Origin of the sequence: Blautia schinkii (assembly GCF_013304825.1) — a bacterium.
In the GTDB taxonomy this organism is placed as follows: Bacteria; Bacillota; Clostridia; order Lachnospirales; family Lachnospiraceae; genus Blautia_A; species Blautia_A schinkii_B.
The window spans coordinates 1-23,572 of the sequence record NZ_JAAWUO010000019.1; the positions used below are offsets into that span (position 1 = coordinate 1).

Annotated in this window: 17 protein-coding genes; 15 read left to right on the forward strand and 2 right to left on the reverse strand. The window is 45.0% G+C overall.

Annotation, left to right across the window (positions count from 1 at the left end; all coding sequences use genetic code 11):
- Positions 1-64: 64 nt before the first annotated feature.
- Entirely contained in the window at positions 65-1,255 is a 1,191-nt protein-coding gene (locus tag HFM85_RS13585) for a pyridoxal phosphate-dependent aminotransferase (RefSeq protein WP_173738765.1), read from the forward strand.
- Positions 1,256-1,340: 85 nt separating this feature from the next.
- On the opposite strand, the gene adhE is transcribed toward HFM85_RS13585, so the two are convergent.
- Entirely contained in the window at positions 1,341-3,977 is a 2,637-nt protein-coding gene (adhE, locus tag HFM85_RS13590) for a bifunctional acetaldehyde-CoA/alcohol dehydrogenase (protein WP_173738766.1), read from the reverse strand.
- Between the two features lie 816 nt (positions 3,978-4,793).
- The gene (typA, locus tag HFM85_RS13595) at positions 4,794-6,626 is read right to left on the reverse strand and encodes a translational GTPase TypA (RefSeq protein WP_119240476.1); all 1,833 of its coding nucleotides are present in this window, start codon (positions 6,624-6,626) and stop codon (positions 4,794-4,796) included.
- 204 nt (positions 6,627-6,830) lie between these two features.
- On the opposite strand from typA, the gene HFM85_RS13600 reads away from it, so the two are divergent.
- The 14 genes from HFM85_RS13600 (at position 6,831) to HFM85_RS13665 (ending at position 23,513) form a co-directional block, all read left to right on the forward strand.
- Positions 6,831-7,457 (forward strand): single-stranded DNA-binding protein, encoded by a 627-nt coding sequence (locus HFM85_RS13600; protein WP_173738767.1) that lies wholly within the window; start codon positions 6,831-6,833, stop codon positions 7,455-7,457.
- Positions 7,458-7,589: 132 nt separating this feature from the next.
- On the forward strand, positions 7,590-8,096 hold the full coding sequence (locus HFM85_RS13605; RefSeq protein WP_173738768.1) for a cob(I)yrinic acid a,c-diamide adenosyltransferase: 507 nt from the start codon (positions 7,590-7,592) through the stop codon (positions 8,094-8,096).
- 35 nt (positions 8,097-8,131) lie between these two features.
- A complete protein-coding gene (dapA, locus tag HFM85_RS13610; protein WP_119240464.1) occupies positions 8,132-9,028 on the forward strand; it encodes a 4-hydroxy-tetrahydrodipicolinate synthase in 897 nt (298 codons plus the stop codon).
- Positions 9,029-9,064: 36 nt separating this feature from the next.
- Entirely contained in the window at positions 9,065-9,820 is a 756-nt protein-coding gene (dapB, locus tag HFM85_RS13615; protein WP_173738769.1) for a 4-hydroxy-tetrahydrodipicolinate reductase, read from the forward strand.
- Positions 9,821-10,002: 182 nt separating this feature from the next.
- The gene (locus tag HFM85_RS13620) at positions 10,003-10,485 is read left to right on the forward strand and encodes a hypothetical protein (RefSeq protein ID WP_173738770.1); all 483 of its coding nucleotides are present in this window, start codon (positions 10,003-10,005) and stop codon (positions 10,483-10,485) included.
- Positions 10,486-10,614: 129 nt separating this feature from the next.
- Complete coding sequence (gene hisA, locus HFM85_RS13625) at positions 10,615-11,385, forward strand: phosphoribosylformimino-5-aminoimidazole carboxamide ribotide isomerase (protein WP_173738771.1); 771 nt, start codon at positions 10,615-10,617, stop codon at positions 11,383-11,385.
- 191 nt (positions 11,386-11,576) lie between these two features.
- Entirely contained in the window at positions 11,577-12,104 is a 528-nt protein-coding gene (gene hpf, locus HFM85_RS13630) for a ribosome hibernation-promoting factor, HPF/YfiA family (RefSeq protein ID WP_173738772.1), read from the forward strand.
- Between the two features lie 157 nt (positions 12,105-12,261).
- The gene (locus HFM85_RS13635; RefSeq protein ID WP_173772929.1) at positions 12,262-15,207 is read left to right on the forward strand and encodes a transglutaminase domain-containing protein; all 2,946 of its coding nucleotides are present in this window, start codon (positions 12,262-12,264) and stop codon (positions 15,205-15,207) included.
- Between the two features lie 491 nt (positions 15,208-15,698).
- Positions 15,699-18,278 carry a preprotein translocase subunit SecA gene (gene secA / locus HFM85_RS13640; RefSeq protein WP_173738774.1) on the forward strand — a complete coding sequence of 860 codons (2,580 nt, stop codon included), beginning with the start codon at positions 15,699-15,701 and terminating at the stop codon, positions 18,276-18,278.
- A 111-nt stretch (positions 18,279-18,389) separates the two neighbouring features.
- Positions 18,390-19,220 (forward strand): carbon-nitrogen hydrolase family protein, encoded by an 831-nt coding sequence (locus HFM85_RS13645; protein ID WP_173738775.1) that lies wholly within the window; start codon positions 18,390-18,392, stop codon positions 19,218-19,220.
- Positions 19,221-19,321: 101 nt separating this feature from the next.
- A protein-coding gene (prfB, locus tag HFM85_RS13650; RefSeq protein ID WP_118061801.1) for a peptide chain release factor 2 occupies positions 19,322-20,441 on the forward strand; the annotation gives its coding sequence in 2 pieces (ribosomal slippage) (positions 19,322-19,396 and positions 19,398-20,441; 1,119 coding nt in all).
- Between the two features lie 172 nt (positions 20,442-20,613).
- Positions 20,614-21,066 carry an ACT domain-containing protein gene (locus HFM85_RS13655; RefSeq protein WP_173738776.1) on the forward strand — a complete coding sequence of 151 codons (453 nt, stop codon included), beginning with the start codon at positions 20,614-20,616 and terminating at the stop codon, positions 21,064-21,066.
- 4 nt (positions 21,067-21,070) lie between these two features.
- A complete protein-coding gene (locus HFM85_RS13660; RefSeq protein WP_173738777.1) occupies positions 21,071-22,282 on the forward strand; it encodes a homoserine dehydrogenase in 1,212 nt (403 codons plus the stop codon).
- 22 nt (positions 22,283-22,304) lie between these two features.
- On the forward strand, positions 22,305-23,513 hold the full coding sequence (locus tag HFM85_RS13665) for an aspartate kinase (RefSeq protein ID WP_173738778.1): 1,209 nt from the start codon (positions 22,305-22,307) through the stop codon (positions 23,511-23,513).
- Positions 23,514-23,572 lie beyond the last annotated feature (59 nt).

Below are 23,572 nucleotides of genomic sequence, written 5' to 3' on the forward strand. Positions count from 1 at the left end.
GTGAGAATCCGCATTATCTCGATGTGAGTATGTTTAATCACATTTTGAGTGGCAGAGAACCACCATGATATCAGAAAAAATGAAACCCTATGTAAAAAATAATTCTGCCATCCGTATGATGTTTGAAGAAGGCAACCGTCTCCGTGCGAAATACGGCGCAGATAAGGTATTTGACTTCAGCCTTGGAAACCCGAGTGTGCCGGCTCCGGATTGTGTACGCGAGGCGATCATTGAGCTTGTTAATGAGACAGATCCGACGGTTCTTCACGGATATATGAGCAATGCAGGTTTTGAGGATGTACGCCAGACTATCGCAGAATCCCTCAACAAGCGCTTTGATACGAAATTTTCTGCAAAGAACCTGATCATGACAGTTGGAGCAGCAAGCGGACTGAACGTGATTTTGAAGACAATCCTGAATCCGGGAGAAGAAGTGATCGTTTTTGCACCATATTTCCTGGAGTACGGTGCATATGTCCGCAATTATGATGGTGTCCTTGTGGAAATCTCTCCGGATACTGCAACCTTCCAGCCGAATCTTGCTGAGTTTGAGAAAAAGATCACACCGAAGACAAAAGCTGTCATTGTAAATACACCTCATAATCCAACAGGAGTTGTATATTCAGAAGAAACAATCAGGAAACTTTCTGCAATTCTGGAAGCAAAGCAGAAGGAATTCGGAACAGTGATCTATCTGATCTCTGACGAGCCGTATCGTGAACTTGCATATGATGGCGTTGAGGTTCCGTACCTGACCAAATACTATGACAATACGGTTGTTGGATATTCCTACAGCAAATCTCTTTCCCTTCCGGGAGAGCGTATCGGATATCTGGTGATCCCGGATGAGGCAGATGGAAGCGAAGAGCTGATCTCAGCAGCAACCATCGCAAACCGTACACTTGGTTGTGTAAATGCACCGTCCCTGATCCAGAAAGTAGTTGCGAAATGTGTAGATGCCAAGACTGATCTTGCAGCTTATGATAAGAACCGTCAGGCACTTTACAATGGCCTGAAAGAGTGTGGATTTGAGTGTATCAAGCCACAGGGAGCTTTTTATCTGTTCGTGAAATCACCGGTAGCAGATGAAAAAGCTTTCTGCGAAGCAGGTAAGAAATACAATATCCTCATGGTACCGGGAAGCTCTTTTGCATGCCCTGGTTATGTGAGACTTGCGTATTGTGTATCTTATGAGACGATCGTCAATTCTCTTCCTGAGTTTAAGAAGCTTGCGGCAGAGTATGGCCTGAAATAAATGAACAACAAGAAAGAATAAACAAAGGAGACGCAGCCGGGAGTCAATCGCTCCCGGCTACGTCAATTAGAGGGGTGTTCCACATTTATTTGGCTTTTTTATCTTCTTTCTTTGGCGCTTCTCCGTAGTATGCTTTCAGATAGATATCTTTCAGCTCAGATACCAGTGGATATCTCGGGTTGGCACCGGTACACTGGTCGTTGAAGGCCTGCTCGGACATATCATCCAGAGTCTCAAGGAAGTATTTTTCATCTACACCGTAGTCACGGATTGTAGGAAGTATTTCAATAGTTCTCATAAGGTCATCCAGTTTAGCAAGAAGCTTCTCGAATACTTCTGCATCGTTCTTGCCTGTAAGACCTACAGAACGTCCGATCTCAGCATAGCGTGCAAGTGTCTTCGGATACTGATACTGTGGGAATGTACCCATCTTAGTCGGAACCTCGGCACTGTTGTAGCGCATAACATCCAGAAGAACAACCGCGTTTGCAATACCATGCGGCAGGTGGTGGAAAGCACCAAGCTTGTGAGCAAGGGAGTGGTTTACTCCAAGGAAGGCATTGGCAAATGCGAGACCTGCCATGCAGGAAGCGTTAGCCATATGATCTCTTGCTTCTACATCGTTGCCATCCTTGTATGCGCGTGGCAGATACTCGAATACCAGTTTGATCGCTTTCAGTGCGAGACCATCTGTGTAATCAGAAGCCATCATGGAAACATAAGCCTCGATGGCATGTGTCATAACGTCGATACCGGAAGCACGGGTAAGTCCCTTAGGTGCGCTCATCATGTTATTGGTATCTACGATCGCCATATCCGGAAGGAGCTCGTAATCAGCCAGCGGCCACTTAACGCCGGTGTCCTGATCTGTGATAATGGCGAAAGGTGTAACCTCGGAACCTGTACCGGAGGATGTCGGGATCGCTACAAAGTAAGCTTTTTTACCCATCTTCGGGAAAGTGTAAACTCTCTTTCGGATATCCATGAAATCCATGGACATATCGGAGAAATCAGCGTCCGGATTCTCATAAAGCATCCACATAACTTTGCCGGCATCCATTGCAGAACCGCCACCAAGAGCGATGATGCAGTCCGGCTCGAATGCTGTCATAGCTTTGGCACCTGCTTTTGCGGAAGCAAGGGATGGGTCTGGTGCTACATCAGAGAAGCATGTGTGTACGATACCCATCTGATCCAGCTTGTCTTCGATCGGTTTGGTGTAGCCGTTCTTATAAAGGAAGGAGTCTGTTACGATGAAGCAGCGTTTCTTGCCCATAACAGTACCGAGCTCATCAAGAGCAACCGGCATACAGCCTTTCTTAAAGTAAACTTTTTCCGGTGTTCTCATCCAGAGCATATTCTCTCTCCTTTCAGCAACGGTCTTGGTATTGAGAAGATGTTTAACACCAACGTTCTCGGATACGGAGTTGCCGCCCCAGGAACCGCAGCCAAGAGTAAGGGATGGAGCAAGCTTGAAGTTGTAAAGGTCGCCGATACCACCCTGGGAAGAAGGTGTATTGATAAGGATACGGCAGGTTTTCATAGCTGCCTCGAATTTATCCATTTTTTCTGTTTCATTTACGTTGATGTAGAGGGAAGAGGTATGGCCATAGCCACCGTCTGCAACAAGACGCTCAGCTTTTGCGATAGCATCGTCAAAATTCTTAGCCTTGTACATTGCAAGTACAGGGGAAAGCTTCTCATGTGCGAATTCCTCGCTGATATCAACGGATTCAACCTCACCGATCAGGATCTTGGTCTGTGGCGGAACAGTAACGCCGGCCATCTCTGCGATAGTAGTTGCTTTCTGTCCTACGATCTTGGCATTCAGTGCGCCATTGATAAGGATCGTTTTTCTGACTTTCTCGATCTCGTCTTTCTTGAGGAAATAGCATCCTCTGTAAAGGAATTCTTCTTTAACTTCTTTATAAATGCTTTCCAGAACAGTTACGGACTGCTCGGAAGCACAGATCATACCATTGTCAAATGTCTTGGAGTGAATGATGGAGTTAACTGCAAGACGGATATCTGCGCTGTCATCAATGATGGCAGGTGTATTTCCAGGTCCGACACCAACAGCCGGTTTACCTGAGGAGTAAGCTGCCTTAACCATTCCGGGACCACCGGTAGCGAGGATGATGTCTGCATTCTGCATTACCATGTTGGTAAGCTCAAGGCTCGGGATATCGATCCATCCGATGATTCCTTCCGGTGCGCCTGCAGCAACAGCTGCGTCAAGAACAACCTTAGCGGCTGCGATAGTAGATCCTTTGGCACGCGGATGCGGGCTGATGATGATACCGTTACGTGTTTTCAGTGAAATAAGGGATTTATAGATTGCTGTGGAAGTCGGGTTGGTTGTCGGGATAACTGCGGCAATCAGTCCTACAGGCTCAAGGATCTTCTTAATCCCGTATGCCTTGTCTTCTTCTACAACACCACATGTCTGAGTGTTCTTATAAGCATTGTAAACGTACTCTGCTGCGTAATGGTTCTTGATAACCTTGTCTTCCATGATTCCCATGCCGGTCTCTTCAACAGCCATTTTAGCCAGTGGAATACGCATCTTGTCAGCAGCAGTAGCAGCTGCCTTGAAAATCTTGTCAACCTGCTCCTGTGTGTAGGTGGCGAATATTTTCTGTGCTTCTTTCATTGCTGCCATTTTCGCGGTCAGGGCTTCTGGAGTGTCAATAATGGTAGGGATAGTATCTTTCTTTGCCATGTGGAATCCTCCTGTTTTCATATGATGATAGTCTGTGGTTCTGCGGTTGTCTTTTTTTGACCGGCAGATGCTGCAGAGTTTTTTTGTAAGTCCCCGCGCTGCGTTCTCGTTTTTTGATTCAATCTGATTGAATTTTCTGTTTTGATACTGATATAGTATCAAAATTCAGAATAAAACGCAAATTCAGAATTTTGCCACTATGTGCAAAATGACGAACTGAAAATTGTGGGAAAATACTGTAAATTTTACTTTGCAGCTGTCTGAATCTCTTGAAAAACAGTTTGTAAAAAAAATGAAATTCAGCATTGTGCACAAAATACATGTTAATTATTTGTCAGCACTGACAAAAAACATGCATACATATGAGGGGCGGGCAAAAGACAAAACGCTATAGAAGTTAAAAAAATAACGTTAAACTTTTATCAATCGATCATGAAACCATTATAATTCAACGGATATAATACGTCAATAGCGGATGTGATAAAAAATTAACAAAGATATCTCGATATTTTGATAAATAATTCACAAAAACATAATATCGCGCTAAAGTGGAAAACCATAAGAGATAAAAAAATCTGAAATTTTTTGAGTTTTCAGAACAATTCAAAAATAATTTAGGGAAATATAAGGCAAAGTAAAGGGGGATTTCTGATGGTTTCTGGGAAAGCCAGGAGATTTTTTTCAAAAAAAACTGCCACACAGGAGAACACTCCCATATGGCAGTCGTATAAATTATGTCAAAGATATATCCGAATACCCTGTCACAGCAAAACACTGCCGGATTCCGGTAAATGATAAAATATCGTCAAAATCCTATCAGCTTTTGCGGAATGCAGCACGTTTTCTGTCTCTGGAATCCAGGATACGTTTACGGATACGAAGGCTTGTAGGTGTTACCTCAAGAAGCTCATCCTGGTCGATGAACTCGATGGCCTGCTCGAGACTTAAGATCTTAGGCGGAACAAGCTTCAGAGCATCATCAGCGGAAGAGGAACGTGTGTTGGTAAGGTGTTTTGTCTTGCAGACATTCAGCTCGATATCCTCAGCCTTTCCGTTCTGTCCGATGACCATACCGCTGTAAACTTTTTCTCCAGGTCCGACAAAGAGAGTACCACGCTCCTGAGCGGAGAAAAGTCCGTAAGTAACAGTCTCACCAGCTTCAAATGCGATGAGGGATCCCTGTTTACGGTACGGGAAATCTCCCTTGTAAGGTGCATATCCGTCAAACATGGTATTCAGGATACCGGTACCCTTGGTGGAGGTAAGGAATTCATTACGGAATCCGATCAGTCCACGGGAAGGGATGGAGAACTCAAGACGGACACTTCCGTCACTTGCTGTGCTCATACCCTGGAGCTCACCTTTACGCTCGCTGAGCTTCTGGATGATGGTACCGGAAAATTCCTCCGGAACGTCAACATATGCGATCTCGATCGGCTCGAGTTTACGTCCGCGCTCGTCTGTGTGGTAAAGTACCTCCGGCTTGCTGACTGCGAACTCGTATCCTTCACGGCGCATGTTCTCGATAAGAACGGAGAGGTGAAGCTCACCACGGCCGGAAACCTTGAAGCATTCTGTTGTGTCTGTATCTTCCACACGAAGGCTGACATCGGTATTCAGCTCACGGTAGAGACGGTCACGGAGGTGACGGGAAGTGATGTATTTACCTTCCTGTCCTGCAAGAGGGCTGTCATTTACGAGGAAGTTCATGGAGAGTGTCGGCTCGGAGATCTTCTGGAATGGGATTGCTTCCGGATTGTCTCCTGCACAGAGAGTATCACCGATGTGGATGTCCGAAATACCGGAGATTGCAACGATAGCACCGATGGTAGCACTTTTAACCTCAACCTTGTTCAGACCATCAAACTCATACAGCTTGCTGATCTTTACACGCTCACGTTTGTCAGGGTCATGATGGTTCAGAAGCATCAGGTCCTGGTTTACGGAAATAGTTCCGCGCTCAACTTTACCGATACCGATACGTCCCACATATTCGTTGTAGTCGATGGTGCTGATAAGAACCTGTGTATCTCCGTCAGGATCTCCCTCCGGAGCAGGGATTGACTCAAGGATAGTCTCAAAAAGAGGAGCCATATTCTCTGGCTTGTCATCGAGGTTACGGACTGCATAGCCGGCTTTTGCGGAAGCATACAGGAACGGGCAGTCAAGCTGCTCATCAGATGCATCCAGATCCATAAGAAGCTCCAGAACTTCGTCAACAACCTCTTCCGGACGTGCTTCCGGACGGTCGATCTTGTTGATGCAGACAATAACATGCAGATCCAGTTCGAGAGCTTTACGAAGTACAAACTTAGTCTGAGGCATGGCACCCTCGAAGGCGTCCACAAGAAGAATAACGCCGTCTACCATCTTCAGCACACGCTCTACCTCGCCGCCGAAGTCCGCATGACCTGGAGTATCGATGATATTGATTTTCACATCCTTATAATGAACTGCGGTGTTTTTGGAGAGAATCGTAATGCCGCGCTCACGCTCAATATCGTTGGAGTCCATGACACGTTCCTGGACTTCCTGGTTCTCACGGAAAACACCGCTCTGTTTCAAAAGCTCGTCAACAAGTGTTGTTTTGCCGTGATCGACATGGGCAATAATGGCCACGTTACGAACATCTTCGCGCTTGGTCTTCATATAATCAAAATCCTTTCTTTCCATATAATAAGTAATCTTTTTGTTAAAAATGATGTCCAAATTTATAGTCTATCACATTTTTTTCAGATTACAAGAGATAAAAAAATATTTTTAGTTTTTCATTTTTCAGACATATTACAGTATGAATGTACATACACTTCATGTATAAACGAAATATACGATAAGGAAGGGAGTTACTTAATTATGGCAGATAAAATCATTGAAAACAATCAGGTATCGGTTATGGGACGGATCGCAACGGGATTTACCTTCAGTCATCAGGTCTTTGGAGAAGGCTTTTATATGATGGATATCCTGGTAAAACGTCTCAGCGATTCAGAGGACAGGATTCCGGTCATGGTATCTGAACGCCTGATAGATATTACACAGGATTACGTGGGAGAATATATTGAGATCCACGGACAGTTCCGGTCCTATAACCGTCATGAGGAAAAAAGAAACAGGCTTGTGCTTTCTGTTTTTGCAAGGGAAGTGAAGTTTGTGGGGGAGGAAGATGATTCCATGCCTGTGAACCAGATCTTTCTGGACGGCTATATCTGCAAACCTCCTGTATACAGAAAAACACCTCTTGGAAGAGAAATCGCTGATCTTCTCATGGCAGTTAACCGCCCTTATGGAAAATCTGATTACATACCTTGTATATGCTGGGGAAGAAATGCCAGATATGCGTCTGCTTTTGAGGTGGGCGGTCATGTACTGATCTGGGGCAGAATACAGAGCAGGGAATATATGAAGCGGATCAATGAAAATGAGACAGAAAAAAGGATAGCCTATGAAGTTTCGGTTAGCAAATTGGAATATGTTGAGTAACATTGGAAATGTTATGGAATATTGCTGAGAACATTAAGGTACTACTTGCATTTCCGGCCAATCTGCGGTAATATAAAAAAAATTATTAAAAATGGGGAATTACCGGTTTCACTAACAGTAAGAGGAAGAATCATGGAAAGAGAAATAACAGAGGTTTATTGCGGGAACGGGAAAGGAAAGACAACACTGGCTCTTGGTCAGGGACTGCGTTTTGCCGCACAGGGAAAGAGTGTGATCATCATACAGTTTCTTAAGGGCAGGGAACGTAGAGAACTGGATTTTCTTGAGGAATTGGATAATCTTGATTTTAAGATTTTCCGTTTCGAAAAAATGGACACCTGCTATAATGACCTGAGTGAGCAGGAGAAGGCTGAGGAGAGGACGAACATTCTTAATGGTCTTAACTTTGCACGGAAGGTAATTGCTACCGGCGAGTGTGATTTTCTGCTGCTGGATGAGATCCTCGGGCTTATGGATAAAGGAATCGCTCCAGTTGAGACGATCATCGATATGCTTAAGCAGAAGGATGAAAGTATGCATATAATTATGACCGGACGCTGGTTTCCGGACGCTCTGAAGCCTTATGTGGACAGTATTACCACAATAACAACAGAGCTGACCGGCCAGGAACGGGAATAAGCAATATTTCACAGAAGAAAGAAGGAGGAAGACAAATGGCAATTTTTAAAGGGGCAGGCGTTGCAATCGTAACACCTATGCATGAAGACGGTAAGGTAAATTATGAGAAGCTTGAGGAGATTCTTGAGGATCAGATCGCGAACAGCACAGACGCCATCGTTATCTGCGGAACCACAGGAGAATCTTCTACTCTGACACACGGAGAGCACCTTCAGACGATCAAGTTCACTATCGATAAGGTTAACAAACGTGTGCCTGTAATCGCAGGAACAGGTTCCAATTGTACAGAGACAGCGATCATGATGTCCAAGGAAGCTGCTTCCTATGGCGCAGATGCTCTTCTTATCGTAACACCTTACTATAACAAGGCTACACAGAAGGGGCTTATCGCTCATTACACAGCAATTGCCAATGCAGTTCCGGAAACTCCGCTCATTATGTACAATGTACCGAGCCGTACAGGCTGCAATATCCAGCCGGCTACAGCAGCTTACCTTGCCAAGAATGTGAAGAACATTGTCGGAATCAAGGAAGCTACAGGAGATCTTTCCCAGATCGCCAAGATGATGTCTCTGGCTGACGGACAGCTTGAGCTTTACTCCGGAAATGATGACCAGATTCTCCCGATTCTTTCTCTGGGTGGACTTGGAGTAATCTCCGTACTGTCCAACGTTGCACCGAAGTATACACATGATATGGTTATGAAATATTTCGACGGTGATACAAAGGGTGCAGCTGAGGATCAGCTGAAGGCTATTCCGCTGATCAATGCCCTGTTCAGTGAGGTTAACCCGATCCCTGTTAAGACAGCTATGAATCTTATGGGAATGAATGTAGGACCACTTCGTATGCCGCTTTGTGATATGGAAGACAACACAAAAGCAGCTCTTGCAAAAGAAATCGAGAAATTCGGTCTTAAGCTTGCTGAATAATCTGACTGTAAGCGGAAGGTAAAGGAGAAACATACTATGGTAAAAATTATCATGCACGGCTGCAACGGACATATGGGTCAGGTGATCAGCGACATCGTGGAGAAAGATCCGGATGCTGAGATCGTGGCAGGTATCGACATTGCAGACCAGGGAAAAAACAGCTATCCGGTATTTACCGATATTGACGCATGTCAGACAGAAGCAGATGCCATCATCGACTTCTCTTCTGCAAAAGCAACAGACAAGCTTCTTGAGTACAGCGCAGCACGTCAGATTCCGGTTGTTCTCTGCAGCACAGGCTTAAGCGAGGAGCAGCTTGCAAAGGTAGAGGAAACATCCAGGAAGGTTGCAGTGCTGAAATCTGCAAATATGTCTCTTGGTATCAACACACTTCTGAAACTGGTCCAGGATGCTGCCAGGGTTCTTGCAGCAGCAGGATTTGATATGGAGATCGTTGAGAAGCATCACCGCCTGAAGGTTGATGCACCAAGCGGTACCGCTCTGGCACTGGCTGACAGTCTGAATGAGGCAATGGACAATAAGTATCACTATGTATATGACCGCAGCCAGAAACGTGAGAAACGTGATGATAAGGAGATCGGAATCTCTGCAGTTCGTGGCGGTACTATCGTAGGTGAGCATGAGGTGATCTTTGCAGGACAGGACGAGGTGATTGAGTTCAAGCACACAGCTTATTCCAAGGCTATTTTTGGAAAAGGTGCTGTGGAAGCAGCGAAATTCATTGCGGGCAAACCGGCAGGACGTTACGATATGAGTGACGTGATCGGCTGATCCTGATAAAAAATATAAGTGATGATAACGGGTTCTGTGTAAAAGCAGAACCCGTTTTGCGTGTTGTGAAGCGGAGTGCGAATGTTCGGTCTGCTGTTTTTTTGAAAAATTTCCCAGCATAGGAAATCAGGAAATGTGCCATATTATGAATACAGAAATTTTTCAAAAAAGGAGAAGATCATATGAAAAAATGGAAGGCAATTCTTTTCGGCACTTTGCTCACACTGTCTCTCTGTACATTTACAGCCTGCGGGACAGAGGTAAACAATGCGGATGAGACTGTGGATGATGCACAAAAAGATACAAAAGACAAAAACAAAAATGATGCAGCAGATGATGAGATCATGGACAATGATGCTGATAATGATGGTGTGATGGATAATGGTGGAATCATTGAGGATTCTGGTACAGACAATAATGAGATGGCCGGCGGAAATCTTACTGTAACTCCAGGAGCAGGAACATCAGATACAGGAAATAACGGGAATGATGCAGCTGTGACACCTGGAACAGAAGGGACTGGAGATAATGGGACCGGAAATAAAGGAAATGACGGAACCGTATCCGGTGAGCTTGGTGACAGCGTGAAGGATCTGGGCGATGGCGTTGGCAATGCAGTAGACGATATTGGCAATGCAGTTGGTAATGCAGTAGAAGGAAGATAGAGTTATTGTTAATTTCGGGATCAGCAGTGAAAAATAAATGGTTCCGGCAGATATTTTACCACAGCATTGCATAAAACTGTCTCAGATGCTATTATCAGTGCATGGAAAGAAGAACGGAGGATAAGGACTATGAAATTCAGACCATGCATTGATATACATAACGGCCAGGTGAAACAGATCGTGGGAGGGAGCCTGAAAGACCAGGGCGACCAGGCGGCAGAGAATTTTGTGTCAGAACAGGATGCTGCTTTTTATGCGGGATTATATAAGAAGGCAGGATTAAAGGGTGGACATGTGATCCTGCTGAACGGAAAGGATTCCCCATATTATGAGGCAACAAGAGAGCAGGCTGTGCTGGCACTTTCCGGCTATCCGGGTGGGCTTCAGATCGGCGGAGGTATCTGTCCGGAAAACGCGGCAGAATATCTGAATGCAGGTGCAAGTCATGTGATCGTAACTTCCTATGTTTTTAAGAACGGCGTGATCTCGTGGGAGAATCTGACGAAGATCCGAGATGTCGTAGGAAAGGAACGTCTTGTGCTGGATTTAAGCTGTCGCAAAAGAGATGGAGAATATTATATTGTCACAGACAGATGGCAGAGGTTCACAGAGGAGATCGTGACTTTGGAACTGATGGAGAAGCTTGGAAGCTACTGTGATGAGTTTCTGGTTCATGCTGTGGATGTGGAAGGCAAGGCCCACGGTGTGGAAAAAGATCTCGCAGAGCTTCTGGGACAGTATACGGAGCATCCGGTAACTTACGCAGGTGGAGTTGGCTCCATGGAGGATATTGAAGTTCTGCGTGAAGCAGGAAAAGGCCGTCTGGATGTGACGGTTGGCAGTGCATTGGATATTTTTGGCGGCAGCATACCGTTTGAAGTTCTGGCAGCAATGCACTAAAGGAAATTCTACAGCTGATTATTGATTTTGTTAAACTGCTCTAATAGTTGCGCATTCGCGACAAAAAAAACCTTTTGCAGAAATATATCAAATAATTTTAGAAAAAATTTGTGAAATTTTTGAAAAGTGATGTTAAAATTTAACTTTATGTGTTATAATGACAACATAAAACAGCAAAGGGGATGGAAGTCATGAAATTTATTATTAGTGGAAAGAATATAGCAGTAACAGAAGGACTTAAAACAGCTGTTGAGGACAAGCTTGGTAAACTTGAAAGGTATTTCACTCCTGAAACTGAAATTTCAGTAACCTTAAGCGTTGAGAAGGATCGCCAGAAGATCGAGGTAACAATTCCTGTGAAAGGCAACATTATCCGTTCCGAGCAGGTAAGCAATGATATGTATGTATCCATCGATCTGGTTGAAGAGGTAATTGAGCGTCAGCTTCGTAAATACAAGAACAAGATTGTTGACAGACAGCAGGAATCCACAAACTTCCAGAAGGCATATCTTGATAAGGATTATGAAGAGGATGAGGAAGTTAAGATCATCCGTACCAAGAAATTTGGAATTAAACCAATGTATCCGGAAGATGCATGCGTACAGATGGAGCTTCTTGGACATAACTTCTTTGTATTTTTCAATGCGGAGACAGAGCAGGTTAACGTAGTTTATAAACGTAAAGGTAATACTTACGGACTGATCGAGCCTGAATTCTGATTACTGCATAAAAACTGAATATTGAGCGTGAGGCTCCGGAGATCTGCGTGGAAAATCCGCAGGTCTCCGGAGCCTTTTTATAGTATAAAAGTCCACTTTACAGAACTGAAGCAGTAATTTATAATGAAAATAACAAAATACGAAGGAGGACGTACGAATGAAAAAGAGGCTCGCAGCATTGGTTCTCAGCGCGGTATTGTGCGTGACTGCCATGCCTGTAACCGGTATGGCGGCTGAGTTCAGTGACGATACAACAGCGACAGAAAACACGTTAGAAGAACCCAACGAGACAGATGAACTTTCCGGGCAGGAGAATAAGGAAGCGGATATTTCCGATGATGCAGAAAATGTAGAGTACGAAGAATCGGAAGAATTGAGCATTGGAAAAGTGGAACAGGCTTACGGGGAGAGGAATGCAGAAGAGTTTTCTGATGCAGAAGAAGAGTTTTCGGATGGAGAGGTGCCGGAGAATGGGAATATTATTTTGTCCCACGAAGGTATTATCCAGGAAGGCGCCATTGGCCCGAAAAAAACTTCCGTAGTACTTAAAGAAGAATGGGAACAGGGACTTGTCGAGCTTGTGGAGAACAGCGGCGCTGTGCTGGACGTATCTGCGCTTGGAATCCCGGCAGATCAGATCTCAGATGTAGTAATGCTGTTTCTGAACCGCCATCCGGAATATTACTGGCTGTGCTTTGAGTCCTGTGATGTGGAGAATGGATTTGCAGTTACGCTTTATGAGGTTCAGATCCCATCCATGGGAAAGGATGGAAACTACATATATGGTTCTGATGCGGACAACCTGGAGCATGCGATCGATGAGGCGCTGGCAGTGATCAAACCAGGGATGACGGATCTGGATAAAGCGCTGGCTCTCCATGATTATCTCGTATTGCATATTGCTTATGCGTACAAGGATTACATAAATGGCAGCCTGGGAGGAAATGTATACAATATATATGGTGCTCTGCAGGAAGGAAAAGCTGTGTGCCAGGGGTATGCGTATGCATATTATATTCTTTTGAATAATGTTAATATTGAGAACAGAATGGTTGTCAGCAATAACATGAATCATGCCTGGAACATGCTGAAGATCGGTGGAAAATGGTATCACGTTGATGTAACCTGGGATGATCCTGTCTGGGATATACTTGGAAGGGTCCGGCATGAATATTTCATGCTGAGTGATGCAGCAATCAAAGAAAAAGAGCATTATGACTGGTCAAGTTATGATCCGGAACAGGAAACACCGGTAGCTGACTCGGATAAGTATAAGGATTATTTCTGGGGAAATGTTAATGCTGCCATGTGGTATCAGGATGGCTACTGGTATTATATGGATAGTATAGACTATACAAAAGGGGCGATAAAACGCCGGACGCTTTCGGATTCTTCCGAAAAAGTGCTCAAAAATTTGGACATGAAATGGCCAACCTCAAGTGGTGGATGGTGGCTTGGAAATTATTCGAGAATGGTTCTTTATGATAATCAGCTTTATTATAACGGCCCGGATGCAGTGTACAGGATCAACCTGGACGGTTCCGGAAATGAGAAGCTGGCAGACCTGAAATATTCCAATGGATATGTGTATGGTTTTGCATATCTGAAAAATTCGTTCTGGATCACGGTTCATCCAAGCCCGAATCTCCAGGACGATGAAAAGTTTATCAAGATTAATCTTGGAGTAACACCAAAGCCAACTGCAAAGCCGACACCGAAGCCAACTGCAAAGCCGACACCGAAACCGACCGCGATACCGACGCCGAAACCGACTGCGAAGCCGACACCGAAACCGACCGCGATACCGACGCCGAAACCGACTGCGAAGCCGACACCGAAACCGACCGCGATACCGACGCCGAAACCGACTGCGAAGCCGACACCGAAACCAACCGCGAAGCCGACACCGAAACCGACCGCGATACCGACGCCGAAGCCGACTGCGAAGCCGACACCGAAACCGACCGCGATACCGACACCGAAACCAACAGCAACGCCAACACCGTCCGGAGATAAAACAGTTATTACAAAGGATACATTTAAGAACTGGGACAGAAGCAATGCCAACATTGATAAAAATGTAAAGAAGATCGAAGATGACATTTTAGCCGGAACACAGATATATTCTCTCTATTTCTATGGAAATGCTCCGGAAATGTCAGCAAATATGTTCCGCGGCAGAGCGCTGACTGCTTATTATCCGAAAAACGATCCAACCTGGACTGATGCTAAGCTGAAGGATTATGGCGGAACCTGGATAACCTGGTCTGCCTGGGATCCGGAGACCGGACATGTATACGGCGCAGATCTGGAGAAATACGGCGAACTGACGCTTCGATATACTACGATGCCATATACCGGAAAAGCGCAGAAGGTGAAGCTTTATGTGCGCGATAAGGCTTACAAGGGAGATTTTGGAGACCAGTTTCTTTCCGAAGATTTTGATTACAAAGTTACCTGGAAAAATAACGTAAATGTAGGAACTGCGACGGTAACGGTAACTGGAATAGAGGGCGCTTATCAGGGAACTCTGACGGCAACCTTTAAGATCGTTCCGGGCAGCAATAAAATTACAGCTTCCAATGTAAAGAAAACCCAGAACACAAAGAAGCAGACCTTCTCTCTGGGAGCAAAGGATCTGTACAAGGCGAAGCTTACATATAAGTCCAGCAACAAGAGTGTTGCAGTTGATAAGAATGGAAAAGTAACAGTTGCGGCGAATTTTACAGGAACAGCTACGATCACCATCACATCAGCAGCATCCAAGAACTATAAGTCAGCGAAAAAAACTGTTACAGTAACCGTGAATCCTTCGGCGACATCATTCACGAAATGCAGCAACATAAAAACAAGAAAGCTGGATCTCCAGTGGAAGAAGAATAGCTATGCAACTGGTTACGAAGTTCAGTACTCCACAAACAAAACCTTCAAAAGCGGAGTAAAAACAAAAGCCATCACAAAAGCTTCCACAACAAAATATACAGCAACGAGCCTTGCAGGTAAAAAGACCTACTATGTAAGAGTTCGAACCTATAAAACCGCAGGTAAGAAGAAGCTGTATTCATCCTGGAGTGCCGTAAAAGCTGTGAAAATAACCAAATAATAAAAAAGAAGATATCTCTGCAGTATTACGCTGGATAAAGCTGTTTACTGCAGAGATAGTTTTTAGTGCTACGCCTGTAACTGGTATGGCGGCAGAGTTCACTAATGATACTGTAGCTATGGAAATATCTGAGAAGGATATGAATGAGGAGTCGGAGGAGATTCCTGGACAGGTGGAAAAATATATTATAGTGCCTGGGGAAGTATCAAAATTGTTAAAGTCAGAAAGTGATACAGGCTCCGGTACAGATATACAGTACACGATTTATTAAATAATTGTTCATTGTTTTTATTACAGGAAAGTGGTAGAATATATACCATATGTGATCTGGATATCAACAGTGACCTGGAATGATCCTGAATCGGATAGATAAGAGGCTTAAAAGCCCTGTTTTGAACGTGAATCACGTCCTGAAATGTGGTTGCGTTTATGAATATGCAGCGGATCGGAATATGGATATCCGCATGAATTAAGATGATTGGAGCAGAAACATGAATGTTTTTTCAAAAGTATTTGGAACCCGCAGCCAGCGAGAAGTAAAGCGTATCATGCCGCTGGTTGAGAAAACTGAGAGCTATCAGTCTCAGATGCAGCAGCTTAGTGATGAGCAGTTACGAGAGAAGACAAGAGAATATAAGAAACGCCTGGCAGAAGGGGCAACACTGGATGACCTTCTTCCGGAAGCATTTGCAACAGTACGTGAGGCAGCGAAACGTGTACTTGGAATGGAGCATTACCGTGTACAGATCATCGGTGGTATCATTCTTCACCAGGGTCGTATCGCCGAGATGAAAACAGGTGAAGGTAAAACTCTTGTATCCACACTTCCTGCATACCTGAATGCCCTTGAGGGAAAAGGTGTTCATATTGTAACAGTCAATGACTACCTGGCTAAACGAGATGCTGAGTGGATGGGTAAGGTTCATGAGTTCCTTGGTCTGACAGTAGGCGTTGTACTCAACGACATGAAGCCGGAAGAGCGCCGTGCGGCATACGGATGCGATATCACATACGTAACCAACAACGAGCTTGGTTTTGATTACCTTCGTGACAACATGGTTATCTACAAAGAACAGCTTGTTCAGAGAGACCTTCACTACTGTATCATCGATGAGATCGACTCCGTCCTGATCGATGAGGCACGTACACCTCTTATCATTTCCGGACAGAGCGGCAAGTCCACCAAGCTTTACGAAGTGTGCGATATCCTTGCACAGCAGCTGGAGCGTGGTGAGGCCAGCCATGAGATGACTAAGATGGCAGCCATCATGGGAGAGGAAGTTATCGAGACAGGTGACTTCGTTGTAAATGAGAAAGATAAGATTGTCAACCTTACTGAGCAGGGTATCAAGAAGGTTGAGAAATTCTTCAATATCGAGAACCTGGCAGATCCGGAGAACCTGGAGATCCAGCATAACATTATCCTTGCACTTCGTGCACATAACCTGATGCATAAAGATCAGGATTACGTTGTAAAAGACGATGAGATCCTGATTGTTGATGAGTTTACCGGACGTATTATGCCGGGCCGCCGTTATTCCGATGGTCTTCATCAGGCGATCGAGGCGAAAGAGCATGTTAAGGTTAAAAGAGAGAGCAAAACTCTTGCGACCATCACCTTCCAGAATTTCTTCAACAAATATGACAAAAAAGGCGGTATGACCGGTACAGCCCTTACCGAGGAAAAAGAGTTCCGTGATATCTACGGAATGGACGTTGTAGAGATCCCGACTAACCGTGTAGTACAGCGTAAAGACCTTGACGATGCTGTTTACATGACAAAGAAAGAAAAATTCAATGCAGTTGTAGAATCTGTTAAAGAAGCACATGCGAAGCATCAGCCGGTACTGGTTGGTACGATCACCATTGAGACTTCCGAGCTTCTCAGCAGGATGCTGAAGAGAGAAGGAATCCCGCACAACGTATTGAACGCCAAGTTCCATGAACTGGAGGCTGAGATCGTAGCACAGGCCGGACAGGCAGATGCTGTTACCATTGCAACCAACATGGCAGGACGTGGTACGGATATCAAGCTTGACGATGTGGCAAGAGAAGCCGGCGGTCTGAAGATCATCGGTACAGAACGTCATGAGTCAAGACGTATTGATAACCAGCTCCGTGGACGTTCAGGACGACAGGGAGATCCGGGTGAATCCCGTTTCTATATTTCTCTTGAGGATGACCTGATGCGTCTGTTCGGTTCTGAGAGACTGATGAAGGTTTTCACATCTCTTGGGGTTGAGGAAAATGAGCAGATCGAGCATAAGATGCTTTCCAACGCTATCGAGAAAGCTCAGGAGAAGATTGAGTTCAACAACTTTGGAATCCGTAAAAATCTTCTTGATTATGACCAGGTAAACAATGAGCAGAGAGAAATCATTTATGAGGAGCGTCGTCAGGTACTTGACGGTGAGAACATGCGTGATGCCATTTACAAGATGATCACAGATATCGTAGACAGCATGACAGATATGTGCTTCTCTGATGATATGGATTCCAGCGAGTGGGATCTTGATGAGTTCAATACAGCCATCACTCCGATCATTCCGATCAAACCGCTGACAGCTGAGAAGGTCAAAGGTCATAAGAAAGACGAGATCAAGCACATTGTGAAAGAAGAGGCTGTGAAGCTTTATGAAGCAAAAGAGGCTGAGTTCCAGGAGCCGGAGCAGCTTCGTGAGCTTGAGCGTGTTGTTCTTCTGAAATGTATCGACAGCAAGTGGATGGATCATATCGATGATATGGAGATGCTCCGTCAGGGTATCGGTCTGACTGCATATGGCCAGAGAGACCCGGTTGTTGAGTACAAGATGAGCGCATTCGAAATGTTTAACAATATGATCACTTCCATCCAGGAAGATACTGTACGTATGCTGTATCATGTTCATGTAGAGCAGAAGATTGAGCGTGAGCAGGTTGCTAAAGTAACAGGCACAAACAAAGATGACAGCGCAGGCCCGAAGAAACCTGTTCAGAGAAAAGAAGATAAAGTATATCCGAACGATCCGTGCCCATGCGGAAGCGGCAAGAAATATAAACAGTGCTGCGGACGTAAGGCTGCTAAGATCTGAGAATGAAGATGAAAATAGTCTCACCCTGATGACGTGGTGGGGCTATTTTTGTATCGAGGCATATTAGAGATTATATTGATGATATAAAATCAGAGAGAGGATGTGATGGGTATGGCAATTATAAAAACAGCAATTCTCCAGACACATGTATACAAGGAAAAATCCCGCAGCATCACCCAGGCAGAAGAACTTCTCGCCGATCCGGAGCTCAAAGACATCGATCTGGCAGTCCTGCCCGAAATGTTCTGCTGTCCCTATGAGAATAAATACTTCCCGGAATATGCCGAGCCAGAGGGTGGAGATACATGGGAAAAATGTTCCTGGCTGGCAGCAGATCATGGGATTTATCTCATAGCAGGAAGCGTGCCTGAGCGGGATGAGGCCGGACATATTTACAATACCTCCTATGTTTTTGACAGAAAGGGACATCAGATCGGGAAACACAGAAAAATGCATCTTTTTGATATTGATGTAAAAGGTGGCCAGTATTTTAAAGAATCCGATACACTCACACCAGGAGACCAGGTGACAGTTTTTGATACGGAATTTGGTAGAATAGGACTTTGTATCTGCTACGATTTCCGCTTCCCGGAGCTTGCCAGACTGATGACAGATAAAGGTGCAGAAATCATCATTGTGCCGGCTGCTTTTAACATGACAACAGGCCCTCTCCACTGGGAGCTGATGTTCCGTCAGAGAGCCGTAGACAATCAGGTATACACCATCGGAGCCGCACCAGCCAGGGACATGAACGCAGGATATCATTCCTGGGGGCATTCCATTGCCGCAGATCCCTGGGGAAAAGTCCTCATGCAAATGGACGAGAAACCTGGAGTTAAGATCGTGGAGCTGGATCTGGATGAGGTGAAAAAAGTCCGTGAGCAGCTGCCGTTTCTGAAGCATCGCAGAGAGGATATCTATAAACTGTCACAGATAAAATAGAAATGCCTGAGCCACGTTTTCGTTGTAATTTTCATGTCCATATGGTATTGTATAAGACAGGCAGGATTTCCTGCATCAATATATAGAAAGAAGGTGAAGCTGTGGTTGAGTTAGATCAGTTCAAGAGTATTCTTGCAACATACACAGAGCCATTAGTGGAAGTGAGGGATTCACTTTGACCTCGCTAATAAAGAGCAGAAGGTCGAAGAATTAGAGCGCGAGATGGAAGCGCCTGATTTCTGGGATAATGCAGAAGTATCCCAGATGAAGATGAAACAGTTAAAGAGTCTCAAGGACGATATTGAGACATACCATAATCTGGAAACACAGATGGAAGATATGGAAACCATGATCGAGATGGGATATGAGGAGAATGATCCCGAGATCATCCCGGAGATCCAGGAGATGCTGGATGAATTCCAGGCAAGTTTTGACAGTATCCGTGTGAAGACACTGCTTTCCGGAGAATATGATGGAGAGAATGCCATTATCAAGCTGAATGCAGGAGCAGGCGGAACAGAAGCATGCGACTGGTGCGGAATGCTTTACCGTATGTACAGCAGATGGGCAGAGAAGAAAGGATTTGCGCTTGAGGTGCTGGATTACCTTGACGGTGATGAGGCCGGAGTGAAATCTGTAACTTTCCAGGTAAACGGAGAGAATGCCTACGGTTATCTGAAATCCGAGAAAGGTGTTCACCGTCTTGTACGTATTTCACCGTTCAACGCAGCAGGTAAGAGACAGACATCATTTGTATCCTGTGATGTTATGCCGGATATCAAGAAAGATCTGGACGTAGAGATTAATGATGATGATATCCGTATTGATACCTACCGAAGCAGCGGTGCCGGTGGACAGCATATTAATAAGACGTCTTCCGCGATTCGTATCACCCATTTTCCGACAGGAATCGTGGTACAGTGCCAGAATGAGCGTTCTCAGCACATGAACAAGGACAAGGCCATGCAGATGCTGAAGGCCAAGCTGTATCTTCTGAAGCAGCAGGAAGCTGAGGAGAAGCTTTCCGGCATTCGAGGCGAAGTGACAGATATCGGTTGGGGAAACCAGATCCGTTCTTATGTCCTGCAGCCATATACTATGGTGAAAGATCACCGTACCAACGAGGAAACCGGTAATGTTGACGCAGTTCTGGACGGCGGTATTGATATCTTTATCAATGCATACCTGAAATGGATCGCGCTGGCGAAAAAGAAAGAATAACATTACTGTCACGGAACCCTATAAAGATGACCAGGATTGCTGGCCAGGAAGCTGGCCACAGCAATACAAGGACTCCGCAGGCAAAAAAATGCTTGTGGAGTTTCTTTTATTATGATAATATATCTCTTGTACAAAAACAGTTGTCTTTATAGAACGGACAGAAGAGGTTGCTATGCAGAAACAGGTTGAGAAGAAAAAATACTATGTAGTAAGAGAGAGGGCAGTGCCGGAAGTGCTTCTGAAAGTTGTGGAAGCCAAGAGACTGATCGAATCAAAAAGGGTGGCAACTGTTCAGGAAGCAGCTGAAAAGACCGGGATCAGCCGCAGCTCTTTTTACAAATATAAGGACGATATTTTTCCTTTCCACGAGGAGACCAGGGGAAAGACCATCACCTTTATTATTCAGATGGACGACGAGCCGGGACTTTTATCAATGGTGCTGCAGACGATTGCCCGTTTTCACGGTAATATCCTGACCATACATCAGAGTATTCCTATTAACGGAGTTGCAACACTGACGCTGAGCGTTGATATCCTTCCAGGTGAAGGTGATGCAGAAGCTATGGTGGAGGATATTGAACAGAAAGACGGTATACACTATTTGAAAATTTTAGGCAGGGAGTAAGCATATGATAAACATAGCAGTATTAGGCTACGGTACAGTAGGAAGCGGAGTTGTCGAGGTTATCAACACAAACCATGAGAGCATTAACAAGAGAGCCGGAGATGAGATCAATATTAAATACGTGCTGGACTTAAGAGATTTCCCGGGAGATCCGGTGGAGAAAGTTCTGGTTCATGATTATGAAGTGATCGTAAACGATCCGGAGGTAGATATTGTCGTTGAAGTTATGGGTGGAATCGAGCCGGCATATACCTTTGTAAAAAGAGCACTCGAGGCCGGAAAGAGCGTAAGTACATCCAACAAGGCTCTGGTGGCCAAACATGGTTCCGAGCTTATGGAGATCGCCAAGGCGAAAGGTATCAATTTCCTTTTTGAGGCAAGCTGTGGCGGTGGAATCCCGATCATTCGTGCGCTGAATTCTTCACTGACAGCAGATGAGATCGATGAGATCACAGGTATCCTTAACGGAACCACCAACTATATGCTTTATAAAATGAGTACAGAGAACTGTGATTTTGATACAGTTCTGAAAGAAGCACAGGCGAAAGGCTATGCAGAAGCAGACCCGACAGCAGATGTAGAAGGTGCTGACGCATGCCGTAAGATTGCTATTCTTTCCTCACTTGCATATGGAAAATTCCTGAATTACGAGAATATTTATACAGAAGGAATTACAAAGATCACACCGGCAGATATGGAATATGCGAAAGAGCTTGGCATGACCATCAAACTTCTTGCAACAAGCCGCAGAATCGGAGATGCTTTCTATGCAATGGTAGCTCCGTTCCTGGTGGGCCAGGAGAGCCCGCTTTACAGCGTAAATGATGTGTTCAATGCAGTATTTGTACATGGAAATGTTCTTGGAGATGCCATGTTCTACGGAAGTGGAGCAGGTAAACTCCCGACTGCAAGCGCAGTGGTTGCCGATGTTGTAGATGAGGCAAAACATCTTCACAGAAATATCATGACAAACTGGAGCAGCCGTGATCTGGAACTTATGGATATGGATGATGTTGAGGGACGTTTCTTTGTACGTGTGTCCGATACAACTATGGATGAAGTGGAGAAAGCTTTCGGTGATGTACAGACTATCGAGCCGGATAATCTTCCGGAGGAGTTCGGATTTATCACACCGAAGATGAAGCAGGCTGATTACAAAGAGAAGATCAGCAAGCTTGACGGAAAAGTACTGGCGATGATCCGTGTGAAGGACTGATGCCGAAGGGGAAGAAAAGAACATGTTAATCGTAAAAAAATTCGGTGGTACATCTGTGGCTAACAAAGAGAGGATTTTCAATGTGGCTAAAAGATGTATCGAAGATTACAAAAAAGGAAACGACGTGGTGGTTGTGCTTTCAGCAATGGGTAAATATACTGATGAGCTTATCACCATGGCGAGGGACATTAATGAGAAACCTCCGAAACGTGAAATGGACATGCTTTTTACTATCGGAGAGCAGATGTCAGTAGCACTTATGGCTATGGCTATGGACAGCATGGGAGTACCGGCTGTTTCCCTGAATGCGTTTCAGGTGGCTATGCATACAACAAGTGCCCATGGCAGTGCGCGCCTGAAAAAGATCGATGCCGCACGTATCCGCAGAGAACTGGATAACCGCAGGATCGTTGTTGTTACAGGTTTTCAGGGTGTAGACAAGTATAATGACTACACTACACTTGGCCGTGGCGGTTCCGATACCACAGCTGTTGCTCTTGCAGCAGCACTTCATGCAGATGCCTGCGAGATCTATACAGATGTGGATGGAGTCTATACAGCTGACCCTCGTAAAGTTCCCAAAGCCCGTAAGCTGAAGGAGATCACTTACGATGAGATGCTGGATCTGGCAACTCTGGGAGCAGGTGTGCTTCACAACCGTTCCGTAGAGATGGCAAAGAAATATGGCGTACCGCTTGTAGTACGTTCCAGTCTCAACAACAGCGAAGGAACTGTGGTAAAGGAGGAAGTTACAGTGGAGAGAATGCTGATCAGCGGTGTTGCTCTGGATACAGATGCAGTACGTATTGCTGTGATCGGACTTAAAGATTCACCAGGAGTAGCATTTAAGCTGTTTGATACCCTGGCTAAGAAAAATATAAATGTAGATATGATCCTTCAGTCTATCGGCCGTGCCGGAACTAAGGATATTTCATTTACAGTTGACAAGAATGATCTGGATGATGCAATGGGTGTACTGGAGGCCAACCAGTCACGTATCGGTTATGTTGAGCTTCATGCGGAGAAAAATATCGCCAAGCTTTCCATCGTGGGAGCTGGTATGATGAGTAACCCGGGAGTTGCTGCGAAGATGTTCGAGAGCCTTTACAATGAGGGCGTGAACATCAACATGATCGCAACTTCTGAGATCCGTGTCACTGTTCTTATCAATGAAAAAGATGGTGTACGTGCGATGAATGCGGTACATGATGCGTTTAATCTGGCGGATTAAACAAAATAAGAAATGAATGACAGGGCGGAGGCTTGGTATAAGTCTCCGCTTTCTATAAC